Source organism: Flagellimonas halotolerans, assembly GCF_035818535.1.
GTDB lineage: Bacteria > Bacteroidota > Bacteroidia > Flavobacteriales > Flavobacteriaceae > Flagellimonas > Flagellimonas halotolerans.
Window position 1 is genome coordinate 186468 of the sequence record NZ_JAYKYV010000007.1, and the last position, 17605, is coordinate 204072.

A 17605-nucleotide genomic window follows, 5' to 3' on the forward strand; every position below is an offset into this window, starting at 1 on the left:
AATAGTATGTTTGTTCCAGTTATCGCAAAGCTTTACAGCTTGAGTTAAAACCTTAAAATAGGATGGGGTGATTATAGGGTACTTTGTGTTCTTTACTTATTATCTTATTTATAACAAGATTTACGTTACTCCAAGAGGGTTTTTGAGGTTGAGCCCCTTGGTTGTAACAGTTTTCTATGAGCAAATTATGTTCCCATAAATTTAACCTACTTTTTCGGAAAGGAGTCGTTTTTTACGGCTCCTTTTTATTTTAGAAATATTCAAAGAGCTTTAATGGAAAAAATCATTCACAATTGTTCACATCTTTTAAGAAAACATAAAAACGGCATGGTGTAAGGTTTTGGACAAAAAACCTACTTTTGTAAAGTAACATTTCAGGAAGAAGATTTATGTCAGAACAAGTGGAAAGAATCAAAACATTGATCATTGGGTCGGGACCAGCAGGTTATACCGCGGCCATTTATGCCTCCAGGGCAGATTTAAAACCAGTAATGTACACCGGAATGGAGCCCGGGGGACAATTGACCACTACTACAGAAGTGGATAATTTCCCAGGCTATCCAGAAGGTATTGATGGACCAACCATGATGATACAGTTGCAACAACAGGCAGAAAGGTTCGGTACCGAGGTGAGAATTGGTATGGTAACCTCCGTGAAACTTAGTGATGAGGTTGGCGGAATACATAAAATTACCGTGGACGATTCCACCCAATTGGAAGCTGAAACCGTGATAATATCAACAGGTGCTTCTGCCAAATACTTGAATATACCAAGCGAGCAGCGATTAAGGGGCGGTGGAGTATCGGCCTGTGCGGTTTGCGACGGTTTTTTCTATAAAGGTCAGGATGTGGCCATTGTGGGAGCTGGAGATACTGCAGCTGAGGAAGCGTCCTATTTGGCCAATATATGCACAAAAGTGACCATGTTGGTTCGTAAAGACTACATGAGGGCTTCCAAAGCCATGCAGCATCGTGTAAATAGTTTGGACAATATTGAAATCCGATACAATACCGAAGTAGATGAAGTTTTGGGCGAACAGGTTGTGGAAGGTATTCGTGTGGTGAACAACCAAACCGGTGAGAAAGAGGAAATACCAGTTACCGGATTGTTTATCGCGATTGGGCATAAACCTAATACAGATATATTTAAAGGACAGTTGGACATGGATGAAACAGGCTACATAATTACTCAGCCAAAATCCACCAAAACAAACAAACCCGGTGTTTTTGCCAGTGGCGATGCACAGGATAAAATATACCGACAGGCGGTTACTGCGGCAGGAACTGGGTGTATGGCCGCTTTGGATGCGGAGCGTTACTTGGCCTTGGTAGAGAGCAAAGAAGTGTTGGCATCATAAATAGTAGTTTGTAAAAATGTAAAAGGCACTGAAACTTCAGTGCCTTTTTTGTTGATTGCAACTCAATCAATCCGCTTGTAATTTTCTGAAAAAGTTCTGTTGCCATCCGAGTCAACTGTAATTTGGCTGAATGTATTTTCTTTTAAGATGAGCTCAAATGTGAAGTTTCGCATGGTGTCCAGAGCTTTCATCATGTCGTCGTCACCATATTCTATAATCTCGATCAACGAGTTGTCCGTTACTTTGTAAGAACCATAACCAAACCTACCGTTGGGGTCGTCCGGTACATAGCGGGTCCACATAATTTTTTCTTTGGAATACATCTTAACCTGTCTGTAACCGTCAGATTTTATTATGGTATCTATAACATTTTCTCCGTCATAGTTGTAAAAACTTTGTAGTTCCCAAGTACCTTCAATCGATGGACTGCTAGGTTTTTGTCCATTAAAGCTTCCTATAACTAAAAAAACAAGAATAATAGTGAAAAGTAAAACTAATTTTTTCATAATGCCCTACTTTTAAAAGTGTTAGAGTATTTAAAAGATAGCAATAATTTTTGTAAAAATTAAGAATATAGACTTAAAATGCTAACATTTTGTCAAACTAAAGGGCTTTAGATCAGATTTTTTTTAACCCTAAAAAGTATAGTTAAAAATGTCTTTTTTAAAATATTCACAAATGATTTAAGAATTATTGACTAAATCGGATAAATAATCACAAATAAAACATTTTTTAATGCAAATGTTTGATATGTAAAAAAAATTAAACAAATTTCGTGTCTATTAACACAAACTTTAGTAATGAAAAACATTTATTTGACAATTATTGCAGTGTTTTCTTGTGTTGCTGCATTTGGTCAGACCCTTACGGGTACAGTGTCCGACACTTCGGGAGTGCCTTTGCCCGGGGTGACCATTGTGGTAAGTGGCACGAACATCGGAACAACTACAGACTTTGATGGTAACTATTCCATTACCGCCTCTAGCGGGCAGATCTTGAGATTTTCTTATTTGGGAATGAAACCAAAAGAAGTTACCGTAGGTACGCAAAAGACTATCGATGTGTCTTTGGAAGAAGATGCAGAACAATTGGGGGAAGTTATTGTTACAGCTTTTGGTATATCCCAAGAAAAGAAGTCGTTAGGTTATTCGGCGCAGAGTGTTGATGCAGAGGCTATTGCCGACACAAAACAAACCAATCTCGTCAACTCTCTACAAGGACAAGTTGCAGGTGTGCAAATAACTAATTCGGGAGGTGCCCCGGGACAAAGTGCTAGAATCATCATTAGGGGAATCAATTCATTGGACCCTAGCGCAAACAATCAACCACTTTTTGTAGTGGATGGTGTGCCCATTGACAATTCGACTGTTGAATCCCCCAACACACCAAGGGGGCTTTCTAACAGGGCAGCGGATATTAATCCAGCAGATGTGGAATCCATGTCAGTGTTAAAAGGTGCCGCTGCAACTGCTCTTTATGGGGTGCGAGCTGCAAATGGTGCGGTAATTATTACTACCAAGAAAGGTAAAAAAGGTAAGGTAAGCATCAACCTTAATACTTCCGTCGGATTTGATGAACTCAATCGTTTGCCCAAGCTCCAAAAAGAATACGGACAGGGATTCAGTGGAGAGTACGATCCTTCAAGCTTTTGGCCTAGTTGGGGAGCGCCAATAGATCAGGTTGCCCAAACAGAACCAGGGCATAAGTACCAAGATAATTGGAATAGGGCATTTGATACAGGTGTGCGAACAGATCATAGCTTAAGTATTTCCGGAGGGGGTGAAAAAGCAACATTTTACGCATCCATGGGCCGGTTGGATCAAAAAGGGATTATTCCTTTCAGTAACTGGGACCGAACCACTGCAAAAATATCAGGAACAGTTACAATGAACGAAAAATTCAATTTTGGTGGTTCCATAAATTATTCCAACTCTGGAGGAAATAGGGTTCCACATGATCGTTTTATGGAAAGAATGATGTATTGGGCAGAAACCCAAGATGTAAGGGATTATATAAATGAAGATGGAACCATGAAGACTTATGGGAATACCAATCCAATTTATGATGCTCGCTTCAGTACCTATGAGGACGATGTAAACCGGATTATCGGTAACCTTAACTTCAATTACAGCCCATGGGAGTGGTTGACCCTTTCGTATAGGATAGGTACTGATTTTTATAGTGATTCCAGAACGGAGATTACTCCAGGACCTAAAGGTATTGACGGTGAAGTGCCATTGAGTTCTGAAGGCTATTTGGAGGAGACACGGATAAACAGTAGGGATATTACTTCCAATTTTTACATTACCCTTAAAAATAAGTTTGGTGAAGATTTTACCACTACTTTGCGATTGGGGAACGATATATTTGAAAGAAAATATGATCGAATAACTTCAAGGGGAGAGGTTTTTATTATACCTGAGTTTTACAACCTCAATAATACAAGTAGGATATTTTCGGAGCAAGGAAAGAGTATAAGAAGATTGGTTGGTTTTTATGGTGATTTAATGTTGAACTATAAAGACTATCTGTTTTTGAATGTAACAGGACGTAATGATATTTCTTCAACATTGCCAAAGAACAATAATTCATTCTTTTACCCCTCCATTAATCTGGGTTATGTGTTTACAGAACATCTGGATGTCCCCACATGGTTCACTTTCGGAAAATTAAGGGCATCTTGGGCACAAGTGGGTAAAGATACAAACCCTCATGTATTGGGGGCAACATTTGTTTCACCAGACCATTTTCCACTCGGCGGTCAAGTTGGATTTAGCCGTAATAGTGAATTTGGTGACCCAATGTTAAAACCTGAATTGACAACTTCAATGGAGTTTGGGGCACAGCTATCCTTTTTTGATAGTCGATTGGATTTGGATTTCACTTACTATAAATCTAATGCAGAAGACCAAATTATACCAGTTCCTATTTCCGATGCTACAGGATTTTCTTCATACATAACCAATGCAGGTGAAATACAAAATAGTGGATTTGAATTTGTACTTGGAGCGGATATTGTTCGTAATGAGGATTTTACTTGGAAAGCGACCGCCAACCTGTCGGTGAACAACAATGAGGTAAAATCAATAAGGGAAGGTATTGATGAGATAGTAGTGGGCAACCAGTTTGGTTATGCCGGAAGTACTGTGACCATGAAATTGATAGAAGGAGAGGCCTATGGCAATTTATATGGTTCAAGCTATGAAAGATACGGAGCAAACGAAGAATCTATTTTTCTCCAACGTAATTTGCCGACGGTCATAGGGGATGATGGCTTTCCTGTCCGTAATGGAGATCAGCTCATACTCGGTAACGCCGTTCCAAAATGGATAGGAGGCCTAAGAAACCAATTTACTTATAAGGACTTTGAGTTGAGCTTTTTGGTCGATTTTAGGGCAGATGTTGATCAATATAACCAATTTGACAACTTTTTGTCAGCGTTTGGTAAAAATGAATATACTCTAGCCAGAAATGATTTTCGTGTTTTTGACGGTGTATTGGCCGATGGCACCCCAAACACCCAAGAAGTATGGCTTGGGCAAGGTTTGGGGCCAGATGGTAGGGATTATGGAGCAGGTTATTGGAGAAATGCATATAGAGGGGTAAGTGAGAATTTTGTGCAGGATGCGAGCTTTATCAAGCTAAGGAACATTTCGTTGGCTTATAACTTAAATGATAAGGTGCTTTCAAAACTGCCATTTACATCGATGAGGATTTCATTGGCGGCGAACAATATTATTTTATATTCCCCATGGGATGGGTTTGATCCTGAATCATTCTCCGCTGGAGCAGGCGGCAATGCCATAGGGTTCACAGGTCTTGGTTTTCCGGGAACCCAGAGCTATTTTCTAACGTTAAACTTTGGACTATAAAAACAGGAATGATGAAAATAACGAAAAAAATAGTGAGGAATTTAGGTTTGTTTTTGGTCTTGATGATGGCCTCATGCGATTCCTATTTAGATGTAAACGAAAACCCTAATAACCCTGAAGATGCCCCTATCTCGGGATTAATGATTAATAGTACCTATGAATCTGCAAAAAATATTTTTAGGGTAGGGGATATTACATCAAATTATGTACAGTATTTAGCTTCACCAAATCCAGCAAGCGCTTCTGATACCATGGAGCCTGTAAGTAACAACAATACTTGGTTCAATATATATAATGTGATGACCGATTTGACAGTATTGATTGAAAAAGCGGAAGAACAAGAGGCCAATCATTATAAAGGGGCTGCGCAAGTCCTAATGGCATTGAACCTAGGAATGGGTGTGGATATTTTTGGCGACATGCCATTTTCAGAAAGCTTTACTTTTGAAACTGTTACCCCTTCATACGATGATGATGAGCAACTTTATGCTATGATTATGGACTTTTTGGATGAGGGAATTAATAATCTCCAAGGAGAAACAACCGTTTCAATGGGAGAGGATGACTTTATATATCAGGGAGATACAACAAAGTGGATAGCCTTTGCCAATATGTTGAAGGCACGGTACATGATACATGCCAAAGAAACCTCCGATTACAGTGCTTCAGAAGTGTTGGCTGCCATCGATAATGGATTCCAATCCATTGATGATGATGCAAAGGTTGCTTTCTTTGAACAGGACATCAACCCATGGGCAGATGTTGCGAGGGATAATGCTGATCTTTTATTGGGAGGTTGGATATCCGAACAATTTATCCAAGCTTTGGATGGTACGTCCTATCCTGCGGTCGATCCTAGATTAGGACTAATGGTAGGTACAACAGATGATGATACCTTTGTTGGTACTGTAAATGGAGCCGGTAGGGGAAATGCTCCGGAGCAAGGAGCTAGGTCAACTTTAGTAGAAGATCAATATTATACAACTATAACTTCTCCAATACTTATAGCTACGTATAGCGAACAAAAGTTTATAGAGGCAGAAGCCGCGTTTGAAATTGACAAGAACAGATCTTACCAGGCTTATTTAGCAGGGATAAGGGCGCACATGGAAATGCTTGAGGTGCCACAAGAGGAAATCGACACATACCTTGCCGACCCTAGTGTGAGTATGGGAGAAGGAGCGTTTGCCCTCGAAGACATTTTTAAAGAAAAGTGGGTCGCTCTTTTTTTGCACCCAGAAACATGGAATGATGCTAGAAGGTTCGATTACCAGTATAAAGATATGGACGTGCCTGTTAATTTAAATCCAGATTTGAACGGTCAGTTTATAAGAAGATTGCCATATCCGGATAATGAAGTGAGCAGGAACGGACAAAATGTACCTGATGTAACTCTTCTTGACCGCATTTTTTGGGACGAATAAATTAACAGCAAATAATTAAACAATAATAAGGCCATCCAATCGGATGGCCTTTGTATTTGTATTGACTTTCTGCTCTTCGAACTTCAAAAAACATCCTGTTCCGTCAAGTATAAAAGTCCTTCGTCTTTTTGATTCAGAACACGCTTGGTGCGCAGATAGCGGTTGTAATTGTACGCATCAAAATTCTCAGCATTTTTGTCCATACTGCTGATATGGACATTGCCCGCAGAGTGGATAAATTCATTATTCCCAATCCACATTCCTACATGGACAACTCTTTCAGGAGTTGTATTTGTGGCATTTCTTCCAAAAAATAGCAAATCCCCTGGAACGAGCTTGTCAAACTCCTTTGAGTCATCTACCAAAATCCCTTCATGTATCTGTTGGGACGCATCACGAGGTATTATGATTCCGTTCATAAAATAAACGGTTTTGGTAAAACCACTGCAGTCTACACCCTTAATAGAGGTTCCTCCCCACAAATAGGGAACCCCTAACAAAGTTTTGGAGGTCTTAACCAAAGATTCCTTGGAAAGTTCTAAAGATGACTTCCAATCTTGGTAGGGTAAGGCTGCCGACTTTTTTATACAGGCCTCTTTGCCATCTGGATATTTTACTCTGTAAAAAGTACCTTCGTCCGCAACCAAGCTCAGGATATTCCCCGCTACTAAATCAGAAACTACTTGTGATGATTCATTCGCGCTAATGTATGAGTTACCATATATTTTGGTAAAGATCAATTTTTTTGAAGCTTGCCATGCATCAACCTCAGCTTTGTTCATTAACTCGATACCGCCGCTATCCACCCATCCCAAGTAGTTGTCCGGGGTTTGTATTTGATACCAGTTTCTTTCTTTTTGATACACATTGATGGGCATTCCCATAGTCCCTTGCGTAACCATTTCGGCCGAATGCGAAGGGTTAGACCTTAAATTGGCCACCGAAAGTTTGATGACACCATAAATTTTACCTTCCAAGTCAGAGGCAGGGAGTACTTCAATACTATCCGTATAAGTAATTTGTAGAGATTCCAATTCTTGATGCAGGGCATCCAGAGCGTCGGGCAGATTGGTTTTGCCCGTTAATGTATATCCTTTGGCATTCTCCTTTGATTGAATGTCAAAAAGAGCCACTCGCTTATCCGGGGCATAGGTTTCCCGAACGGAAGAAATCATTTGATCTATCTTATTTGGCTCTGTGCTTTGCTCTTTTTTACAGGCTGAAAAAATAAGGACAACCAACAAAAACAGGTAAACCCTATTATTTTGGAAAGATGGAAACTTCATAAAATAATAATGTTACTTTATTTAATGCTTGCAAAATAACCAATTTATGAGATATAATGATCAACCCAAGAGGGTGTTCAAACAATTGGTCAATTGTAGCACATCTTCTTTTTTATGATAAGCGCTCAAGACCAAACGGCTCACAATAGGCCCCTTGTCATCAGGATAATTGAAATTGGTAAAAACAAAACCACTTTTGTTTAAAGATGATACCACCTCTGTATTTTGGAATTCAAAAGTGGGATGTCCTTCCATATGGGTGAAAAAGGACGGTCTTTTTAGCATGGATTTAAAATAACGGTAGTTGTCCCTGAGTTTTTCCAAACGCTCCGAATAAATTTCTCTGGCGTCCAACAGCGTTGCCATAAAAGCGGGAGATGCAGGGCTTGCCCCTCCATAAAAAGGAGTGGATTCCAACATTTGTATGTCCTTTTTATCACCAAAAACAGCCCCTGCCTGTATGCCCAATGCCTTGCCCAACGAACAACAAACCATAAGTTTGGCAGGTTTTAGTGCTTTGAGCATATTGAAACAACCATTCCCGTTTTCGCCAACAATGCCAAAACCATGGGAATCGTCTCCGATTAAAATCACCTTATCCAAAGAGAGGCTCCTTAAACTTTTGAAGTTTGGAAATTGTTCACCCGAAAAATCAATAGTGTCAAAAAGTACAACGGGCATCAGTTGGTTTTTGGCAATTTCTTTTGATACTAGCTGCTCCAATTCCACCCAACCTTTGGTTTCAATTACCCCTTTGGTGCAAAGTGCGGCATGGGCTTGTGGTGCGGCAATTACGGTATGTCCTTTCTCAATTAGGGTCTGAACCACCAATTGGGCCGCCAAGTAGCCAGAAGACATGGTCAGGCAACTTTCACTACCTGCCCAGTTGGCTAAATAGTTTTCGGTTTTGTTGTATATGTCCAGAAGCACATTGGATTTTCTTGAGGCGCCATAATGCATACCATACTTTGATACATTTTGAACAAACAAATCCTTAAAAGGGGGATGGTTTTGCAGTCCTAAATAAGCAGTTCCTCCAAAATATAAATGGGGTTTGCCATCAACTAAAATTTGTCTGTCCGGTATGCGATGTATAGAGTGGCCCATTACAGCAATTCTATGCCGCTACCGGGCAATTTTGGGAAAATTACTTTACCGTTTTCCAAAATCTCCACGCCTTTTGCAATATCACCTTTTAGGAGCATGGCACCATCCATGTCCACATAATCAAGCTGGGGCAAAAGTTGGGCAATGGCAGAAATTCCAACGGTGGACTCCGTCATACAGCCGACCATGAGTTGCAGCCCCAATTCCTTACCTTTTTTGATCATTCGCCTGGCAGGTGTCAGCCCTCCACATTTTGTCAATTTAATATTGATACCATGAAAATAAGGGCCACATTGCTCTACATCACTTTCCACAATGCAGCTTTCATCGGCAATAACGGGAAGTGCGGATTGTTCTTTAACAATGGCCATTTCCTCCCAATTATCGGCCTTCAACGGCTGTTCTAAAAATTCTACCCCCAGTTCTTTTAATAAAGGGGCATTTTTAATAGTTTCTTCTGGACCCCATGCACAATTGGCATCAATTCGAAAAATACTGTTCGTATGTTTTCTGAGTTCGCGTACAATGGCAACATCGTCGGAGGTTCCCAACTTAATTTTGTAAACGGGCCAAGGTTTTTCTTGGAGTTTGGCCACCATTTTCTCGATTGTATCAATACCAATAGTGTAATTGGTGATGGGGTACTTGTCCGTATTGGTGCCCCAAATTTCGTAAAGAGGTTTTCCTTTTAGTTTTCCATAAAGGTCGTTTGCTGCCAAATCCAAGGCGCAAAGGGTAAATTTATGGAGGTTGAGGGACTCTAAATGTTCGTAAAAGTTTTCAGGGGTGTCTAAGGTGTACCCTTCAATTTGATTTCTGACAGCTTCTATTTCGGCCATCATCCCCTCAATGGTTATTTTATAATAGGGGTTGGAGGTGGCTTCGCCATAACCTGTTTTACCATCAAGCGACAAACAAACAATCAGGGTGTCCTGTTCATCCCTGGATTCTCTGGAAATGGTGAAAGTGTGGGCTAGTTGAAGTGTATATTTTTTTAGCGTTATCTGCATGGGATGTTTTAAATTGAGTCACGCTAAGATAGGATTTCGGATAAACTTATTGGAGCATGTTTAAAAAGAATTCAATTGGCTAAAAATTGCCCTTTTGCATCCATTTTTTTACCTTTTTATCCTTCCGTAGCCCTGCTATGCAACTCAAAAAAGTCTTCAACTGGGCACAAAATGCCTACTTTCGCTACAATCAATCCTTTTTAAATATGCTCTAAAAACAAAAGCCCACTGAAAAATCAGCAGGCCTTTGCATATGTAAAGGGAATTGGATTAATATTTACGAACGCTTCCCGAAACGGATTTTTTGGTCTGCACACTTGCCTCGCCTGTATATTTAATATCCGCTCCGCTGCTTGCGTCTGCCACCAAGGATTCCGAAACATTTACGGAAATATCGGCACCACTGCTGGCATCTGCGTTGCATCTTTTTACCATCAAATCCTGTGCTTTAATATCCGAACCACTACTGGCATCTGCAAACAGTGCATCTGCCTGTCCAGAAACCTTGATGTCGGCACCGCTACTGGCATCTGCAGATACTTCGCCCGCCACAACCTCTACATGTAGGTCGGCACCACTACTGGAGTCAAGTTCAATGTTTTCTGCCTTTATCACATTTTGGGCGATAAGGTCGGCACCACTGGAACTTTCCAATGCCGTAATTTCTGGTAGGGTCACATAAACGTTCTTGGTGGCTCTTCCAATGTTTTCAATGGCATGGATTTTAAGTCTTCCATCCTTAATATCGGTTCCGATAAGGTCAATAATGTTCTCATCTGCCTCTACCGAAATGTTGAAATCGGAGCCTTGCGTTACGAATACATCAATTCCTTCGGAGGCGGATACGATGTCAAAATCCTCTTTTACATCACGGCTTTCTTCTACGATTTCGCCGTTGCCTGTTTTTCCATTGCCGAAGTTCATATCCATCATGCATGAGGATGCAAATAGAGATAGGAGCGCGGCGATTGCTAATCTTGCTAGTGTTGTCATGATTGTTGTTTTTTATGCTCAGCTTGGTTGAGTATCTCTCAGCTAGACTGGGCATCTATTATTGATTGATTTATGATTTAGTTGTGATCGATACTGAAATTTATCAGCCTAAATGTCCTGTTTTATGTGTGTTATTGGAATTTAAAAATGCTCAATTGTAGAAAATCGTTCCCCAATTGTAATTTTTGGTTTATGCCTTTTCCCTTTTCCTTTATTTATCTGCGCTTTATTACACCACCATTTGATATATCCGACTTGATTATAGGTTTACCTGTATAAAAAATAGTTCCTCCATCCTTTACTGTGCCGTTAAGAAGTGTACCAACTTGTGCGGTTATTTTTCCACCTCCGTAGACGATGGCGAACAGGGAATCAACAGGTGTTGATGCCATTTCAAGATTTCCTCCACTTTTTACAGTGCATTTGAGAATTTCTATTGGGGCAAAACCATCCTCTATTTTGAGCGACCCACCCCCACTTAACTGAATATCATCAAAATTTGGAGTCCCAATATGGATTTCAACATGGCATTTGTCTGAATGGTTGTCCTTGCTCGAAATGTGTAAGGCTTTCGATGAAACGGCGACATCGATCTTTTCCACACAACTTTTTTTACCTTTCAACTGCAATTTGGTTGCCGAAGTAGGGTGCAGATAGATGTTTCCTCCAGTGGTAACAATCAAACTGTTAAAAGGTGGGATAGATCTCTCTTCTTTTACAACATCTTTGTTCCCGGAAGAAGAATTGTCTTGTGCTTTGCAGGATGGTACAGCAATGAGACTTAACAGAATTATGGGTAATGAAATAAACTTTATCATGTTGATTTTTTTTTATAGGATTGCAGGGTACTGACCTGTCTAGTTTTTTGCTTTGACTTTTACCCCATCCTCGTTGATCTTCATCTCAAAGGAATCTTGATTGTCTTTAATGTCGATGTCAATACCATCTTCGTTGATTATGATTTTACCATTTTCATTGGAATCGTCATCCAAATCGGTGCAATCCAAACATTGTAGCTCACCATCTTCATCCATCAACCAGTGTTGTCCGGCAATACCACTTCTGTAGTAGCCTTGGTCATTATCAATACCGCGACCAATGTACCTGCTTGTGGAATCGTCAAAATAAACGGTTATGGATGCAGGAATGTAAATAGTTATGGTTACCTCTTGGTTTCTGGCCTTATTGGATGTTGGCGTGATTAAATACTCGTCCAACAAAATTTCATTGCCATCAATTTCGTATCCGTATTCAATGTTTCTGGCGCGGTCACGAGCTGCTAACGTTGAACTTCCATCAGCATCTTTTCTGATATTGATTTTGATGGAATCGGTATCCGACTTTCTGATTTTGATATCAACTTCGTCGGACATCAGCACACGGTTGTCATTTTCATCATAACCAAAGGTCATCCTTCCAAAATGAATATCATCCCTGTCATATTCCATGTAAGCATCTTTCATTGTAATAATCAAGGTGTCGGAAGGAATTCCCAAAGCCGGTTCGGTCCTATCGTTTACACTTCCAGTATAAGAGAACTCAGCAGCTTGGCGTATTCCAAATACAATCAACAGTCCTACGGAAATCAACCAAAGCCCCAAAAGGGAGAATTTGGCGATATTCCCGATGGATTTTAGATTGTTTACCAAAATCTTCAATCCCAAATAGAGCAGGAAGAAGAACGGAATACCAACGGCAAAGAACAGTAAGATGGATACTACCCATACAGGCGCCCCGGAAGTGTTTACTATTTCATAGAAATCTATTCCAGGTACATGTACTGCATCGAACATGCCCACGGTGAACAGTCCAAAGAACAGCCCCACCAATGTGGATGCACCGATGATGATCAATAGGATACCTATGAACTTGCCGAATACCTTAAAGAGGAACAGAATAATGTCCCCGATGGTATCAAAAAAGGTCTTGGAGCTGCTTTTGACCTTGTTGCCCACTTTATCGTAGTCAACACTTTTTACTTTTTCCGCAACATCATCAAACCCCTCTTTAACTTTGCGTTCTATATTGCTGATGTTGACGGGCTCCCCCCGCATATCCAATTTTTGGGAGGTTGTGGCGGCTTCGGGCACCAAAATCCAAAGTAGGATATAGGCGATAAGTCCAAAACCACTGGTGAAAACGGCCAATAGAATAAATATGAGTCTAACCCATAGCGCGTCTATGCCCAAGTAATGCTCCAGACCGGCACATACACCACCAATATATTTATGGTCTATGTCCCTGTACAGTTTTTTGCCTTTCCCGGTAGATTCAGTATAGGCCTTTTTGGGTTCGTCCTCAAAAATGTCCTCGTCCACCATGTAATCTTCGGGTTGCCCCATTACATCGATTACCTGGTCAACTTCCTTATGGGTGATCACTTGCCGTTCGTTCTCCATTTTCTCAAGGAAGAGTTCGGCGATCCTAGCTTCTATATCGGCAATGATTTCATCGCTTCCCTTGGTACCTGAAAAGGAACGTTTTATGGATTCCAAGTACCGTCTCAGCTTGTTATACGCATCGTCGTCTATATGGAAGAGCGTATTTGCTAAATTTATATTTACTGTCTTGTTCATTTTTTGATTTTATTTTGTGTTGGTTACCAGATTCACTGCGTTTCTAAGTTCGTCCCAGGTGCCATTGAGTTCGTTTAGGAACAGCTGGCCTGTTTCTGTAAGGGCATAATATTTACGGGGAGGCCCCGATGTGGACTCTTCCCAACGGTAGTTGAGCAATCCCGCGTTCTTTAGCCTTGTGAGCAAAGGGTATATGGTACCTTCCACTACTAACATCTTTGCGTCCTTTAAGGCTCCCAGAATTTCTGAGGCATATTTGTCGTCATCCTTTAGGATGGACAGGATGCAATACTCCAGAACCCCCTTGCGCATCTGTGCTTTTGTGTTTTCTATGTTCATAATTTCATGGTTCTATTAAATTAACTGTTCGTTTTTGTACTGCCAAACTTTCTTTGGCAACGTTCCCACTCCATTCCCCCGAATTGGGCAGGGGAGTGGAAAACGGTTCTTTGATTGATGATTGATGATTTTTTTCGTTTTTTGATTGATGGTTAAACTCCGATTTTTTTGATTGATGAATGATAAAATATTGAGGAGGTGATTAAGCTCCTATTGATTGATGATTATAATTTTTCTTTTTTAGCTTCGTCCACAACGGCATTGTTTTCAATAATCTGCATTTTGGTTATTTCACCTTCACCGGTTTGTATAAATTTAAAGCGAACATCTCTTTCCTTCATAAAAAAAGTGTTTTCGGATTGTGGATAAAGTGTGGCTTGCATTTTTTCTGATGATAATAATAGATTGCCAGCATCTTTTCTGATTTGAACAGACCCTACCTGTGGAGATGTGTAACTACCTTCATATTTGTCCAATATTTGTTGAGATACCGAAACCTCCTTTATAGGTTCTGAGTTTTTCATTAAATGATGATTGTAGCTCAACTCCCTTTTAATTTTCCATTCGCCGTCCTTTAGCACCCAAACATGTGTGAACTTGGCAATATCTCCTTTCTGATATTCATTTCGATTATTTAGAAACTCAAACCTGTGCACTCCATGTTGAATGGCTCCGTACAGTTCCTCGCCTTTATATAAAGGATATACTTCCAAACTTCCGTCCATCAAAATTCGTTTGGAATATTGGGGTGCTTCGGGGTCTTTTTTTTCACAATTTTCTCGTGTAGGCTGCAAAAAGGCTTCCCTTCCATCGGTGAAACCTCCTTTATCATGATAGAATTCGAAATCCTCCGTGAACAAAGATTCCATGGTATCTACATCACATCGGTTAAAAGCGGCATCGAACAACAGACTGTCCTTGGATTTTAATACTTTGTATAATTCTGAGTCCTTTGCTACTTGTCCATGTACCGAAACGGCAAGGATTAAGGTGAAAATTCCAAATATGTATCTAAAATTGCTCATTATTTGATGAATTTAATGGTGAATGGATATTTAAAATATTCCCCCTCATTGGTTCTGATGGTGGCCAAAATCGTAAAAACAATGTTCACAATGCCCAAGGCAACCTGCAAAAATCCAGATATTCCTACGGGCCAAATAAGTCGTCCCAACCTAAAATCGTCACTATCTAAATGAAAGTTTAGATTGTTTAGATCGCTCAAGTCGTGGAACCCAAAAAAGTTCCAATCGAACAGGTCTGGCCAAAATCCGATAAAGAATGGAATAGTGATCAAACCTGCCACAATGGAATAGAGCAACATGCTAATTTGAAAATTAAGTGCTTGTTTACCATTGTAATCCACAAACTCATGTTGTTTTTTATTGGCGGTCCATAAAATCAGGGGAAGTATAAAATTCCCAAAGGGGATAAAGTACTTCGAGAACATGGACGCATGGATGATTGCGGATAAATTTCGTTCGTGTTTGGTGATTGTAGTTGCCATTTTCTGATTGATGTTTTTGATTGTAAAGGGGTAAACCTATTAGCTTACCATGCAAATATATATCCAAAAGATGGTACTATGCAAAGCAAAGTACTATAATTTAACATAAAATTAACAATAATACATATCATCTTTTTACCTATTTTTAGGAGATTATAAATACAGGATATGGCACTTACACCCAGTAAAATCAATACGTTTACATTTATGAAACTTCCTTCCGCATGGTGGTGTGGGGTAAGGCTTAAGTATATTGATGACAAAAAGGCAATCACCTCGGTAAAGCATAAATGGGTGAATCAAAATCCGTTTAAATCCATGTTTTGGGCCGTGCAGGGGATGGCTGCTGAGCTAAGTACGGGTGCATTGGTGATGAACGAGATCCAAAAGAGCGGAAAGAAAATCTCTATGCTCGTGGCTAACAACAAAGCCACCTTTACCAAAAAAGCTACGGGCAGAATCAACTTTGCTTGCGAGGATGGCGAACAGATTGCCGATGCAATAAAAAAGACCGTGGAAACTGGTGAGGGACAAACGTGTTGGATGAAATCCGTAGGGGTCAATCAAGATGGGGTGGAAGTATCCACTTTTCATTTTGAGTGGACGGTCAAGGTGAAGGAATAGTTATGGCTAAAGGTTAATGGTAAAAGATAAATTTTGAATTGGAAAATAATTGCGAAGCATATCTACTTCTTTATTTAACTATTTTATTAATTATTCAAGAGAATAGATATTTCAATTCTTTTCCTGCCATTTGTTCAGTCTTTGAGAAAACGTAATTGAATATTGATTTTTATCGATTTTTTATTCAATCAAATATTGAAGTAATTTTTTCCTTTTAGTTTTCGATACTTAACCGTAATTCCATCTTTTTCGACTGTCAATAGGTCTGGACCAGTAAAATGAATTTTTCCTATTTTTTCAAAACTTGAATCTAATTGAGATGGAAATAATGTACTGCTTTTAATTTGATAAGTTCCTGCAGGGTTAATTCCCAAATTCATAGATATACATAGTGGAATCACTGATATAGATTTCTTGGTATATTACCTCATATTCTCTATGTTTCTGAATTTGCCAATTTCCTAGGATGTCTTTTTCGATTTGTGACTGGGCGATATAGCTTTGGGTTAGAAAGAGTATAGAGAGAATGATTTTAATTTTTTTTCATACTATGAGGATTTCCTGAAATTATTGTCGCTTAAATATTTTGAATTAATTTTTAAAATTCTTGACAAATCAAATACAACTAATAATGTAACAAAATCTCTTATTTATAAACATATAAAAAGAAATCAAAAAACATCAATAACAAATGAACGCACACGAAATTGACTACCACATTTATGGCGAAGAAATGCAATATGTGGAAATAGAACTGGACCCACAAGAAGCCGTTGTTGCCGAAGCCGGCAGTTTTATGATGATGGACACCGATATTAAAATGGAAACCATCTTCGGGGACGGTTCCAACCAAGATACTGGGGTATTGGGCAAATTGTTCTCCGCAGGTAAACGTCTGCTCACGGGCGAGAGCCTTTTTATGACCGCTTTCTTGAACATTGGTCAAGGTAAAAAACTTGTGAGTTTTGCTTCGCCTTATCCAGGTAAAATTGTTCCCATAGATCTCTCCGAAAAAGGAGGGAAGTTTATTTGCCAAAAGGACGCCTTCCTATGCGCCGCTAAAGGCGTTTCCGTGGGCATTGAGTTCTCCAAACGCTTGGGCCGTGGGTTTTTTGGAGGCGAAGGCTTTATTATGCAAAAGTTGGAAGGTGACGGAATGGCCTTTGTGCACGCTGGTGGAACCATGGCGAAAAAAACATTGGCACCTGGAGAGACCTTAAAAGTTGATACAGGCTGTATTGTTGGTTTTTCCCAAACTGTGGATTATGATATTGAGTTTGTGGGCGGCATTAAAAATACTGTTTTTGGTGGGGAGGGACTTTTCTTTGCTACGCTACGTGGTCCGGGAACCGTTTATATTCAATCTTTGCCGTTCAGTAGGTTGGCCAGCCGAGTTTGGGCCGCTGCACCCCGTGGCGGCGGAAAAGATAAAGGTGAAGGAAGTATTTTGGGCGGTATCGGTGATTTGTTGGATGGAGATAATAGGTTTTAGGTGCTGGATGTCAGATG

Annotated in this window: 16 protein-coding genes; 5 read left to right on the forward strand and 11 right to left on the reverse strand. The window is 39.9% G+C overall.

Going from position 1 to position 17605, the window contains the following annotated elements; all coding sequences use genetic code 11:
* Positions 1–389: 389 nt before the first annotated feature.
* Positions 390–1358 (forward strand): thioredoxin-disulfide reductase, encoded by a 969-nt coding sequence (gene trxB / locus VM932_RS10470; protein WP_326278755.1) that lies wholly within the window; start codon positions 390–392, stop codon positions 1356–1358.
* Positions 1359–1420: 62 nt separating this feature from the next.
* Here trxB and VM932_RS10475 read toward each other — a convergent pair whose 3' ends face one another.
* Positions 1421–1864, reverse strand: a complete 444-nt coding sequence (locus VM932_RS10475) for a hypothetical protein (protein WP_326278756.1) — start codon at positions 1862–1864, stop codon at positions 1421–1423.
* A gap of 294 nt (positions 1865–2158) precedes the next feature.
* Between VM932_RS10475 and VM932_RS10480 the strand changes: the two genes are divergently transcribed.
* Positions 2159–5230 carry a SusC/RagA family TonB-linked outer membrane protein gene (locus tag VM932_RS10480; protein ID WP_326278757.1) on the forward strand — a complete coding sequence of 1024 codons (3072 nt, stop codon included), beginning with the start codon at positions 2159–2161 and terminating at the stop codon, positions 5228–5230.
* An 8-nt stretch (positions 5231–5238) separates the two neighbouring features.
* Complete coding sequence (locus VM932_RS10485) at positions 5239–6654, forward strand: SusD/RagB family nutrient-binding outer membrane lipoprotein (protein WP_326278758.1); 1416 nt, start codon at positions 5239–5241, stop codon at positions 6652–6654.
* An 83-nt stretch (positions 6655–6737) separates the two neighbouring features.
* Here the strand turns inward: VM932_RS10485 and VM932_RS10490 are convergent, their stop codons facing one another.
* From VM932_RS10490 to VM932_RS10530, 9 genes are all read right to left on the reverse strand, one after another.
* Positions 6738–7940, reverse strand: a complete 1203-nt coding sequence (locus VM932_RS10490; RefSeq protein WP_326278759.1) for a C40 family peptidase — start codon at positions 7938–7940, stop codon at positions 6738–6740.
* A gap of 60 nt (positions 7941–8000) precedes the next feature.
* On the reverse strand, positions 8001–9047 hold the full coding sequence (locus VM932_RS10495; protein ID WP_326278760.1) for a pyridoxal phosphate-dependent aminotransferase family protein: 1047 nt from the start codon (positions 9045–9047) through the stop codon (positions 8001–8003).
* Positions 9047–10057, reverse strand: coding sequence for a dipeptide epimerase (locus VM932_RS10500; protein WP_326278761.1), 1011 nt, complete (start codon positions 10055–10057; stop codon positions 9047–9049). The genes VM932_RS10495 and VM932_RS10500 overlap by 1 nt, the downstream gene beginning before the upstream one ends.
* 270 nt (positions 10058–10327) lie before the next feature.
* A complete protein-coding gene (locus tag VM932_RS10505; protein ID WP_326278762.1) occupies positions 10328–11050 on the reverse strand; it encodes a head GIN domain-containing protein in 723 nt (240 codons plus the stop codon).
* Positions 11051–11265: 215 nt separating this feature from the next.
* The gene (locus VM932_RS10510; protein WP_326278763.1) at positions 11266–11868 is read right to left on the reverse strand and encodes a GIN domain-containing protein; all 603 of its coding nucleotides are present in this window, start codon (positions 11866–11868) and stop codon (positions 11266–11268) included.
* 39 nt (positions 11869–11907) lie between these two features.
* On the reverse strand, positions 11908–13626 hold the full coding sequence (locus VM932_RS10515; RefSeq protein ID WP_326278764.1) for a PspC domain-containing protein: 1719 nt from the start codon (positions 13624–13626) through the stop codon (positions 11908–11910).
* 9 nt (positions 13627–13635) lie between these two features.
* Positions 13636–13965, reverse strand: a complete 330-nt coding sequence (locus VM932_RS10520; protein ID WP_014031488.1) for a PadR family transcriptional regulator — start codon at positions 13963–13965, stop codon at positions 13636–13638.
* A gap of 224 nt (positions 13966–14189) precedes the next feature.
* On the reverse strand, positions 14190–14990 hold the full coding sequence (locus VM932_RS10525; protein WP_326278765.1) for a nuclear transport factor 2 family protein: 801 nt from the start codon (positions 14988–14990) through the stop codon (positions 14190–14192).
* Positions 14990–15472: a DUF4870 domain-containing protein gene (locus VM932_RS10530; RefSeq protein WP_326278766.1), complete on the reverse strand. Its 483-nt coding sequence runs from the start codon at positions 15470–15472 to the stop codon at positions 14990–14992. The genes VM932_RS10525 and VM932_RS10530 overlap by 1 nt, the downstream gene beginning before the upstream one ends.
* A 168-nt stretch (positions 15473–15640) precedes the next feature.
* Here VM932_RS10530 and VM932_RS10535 point away from each other — a divergent pair, with 168 nt between their 5' ends.
* Positions 15641–16096 (forward strand): DUF4442 domain-containing protein, encoded by a 456-nt coding sequence (locus VM932_RS10535; protein ID WP_326278767.1) that lies wholly within the window; start codon positions 15641–15643, stop codon positions 16094–16096.
* A 188-nt stretch (positions 16097–16284) separates the two neighbouring features.
* Here the strand turns inward: VM932_RS10535 and VM932_RS10540 are convergent, their stop codons facing one another.
* Positions 16285–16476 carry a hypothetical protein gene (locus VM932_RS10540; RefSeq protein WP_326278768.1) on the reverse strand — a complete coding sequence of 64 codons (192 nt, stop codon included), beginning with the start codon at positions 16474–16476 and terminating at the stop codon, positions 16285–16287.
* Between the two features lie 311 nt (positions 16477–16787).
* Between VM932_RS10540 and VM932_RS10545 the strand changes: the two genes are divergently transcribed.
* Positions 16788–17588 (forward strand): TIGR00266 family protein, encoded by an 801-nt coding sequence (locus tag VM932_RS10545; protein WP_326278769.1) that lies wholly within the window; start codon positions 16788–16790, stop codon positions 17586–17588.
* The last annotated feature ends 17 nt before the right edge of the window (positions 17589–17605 follow it).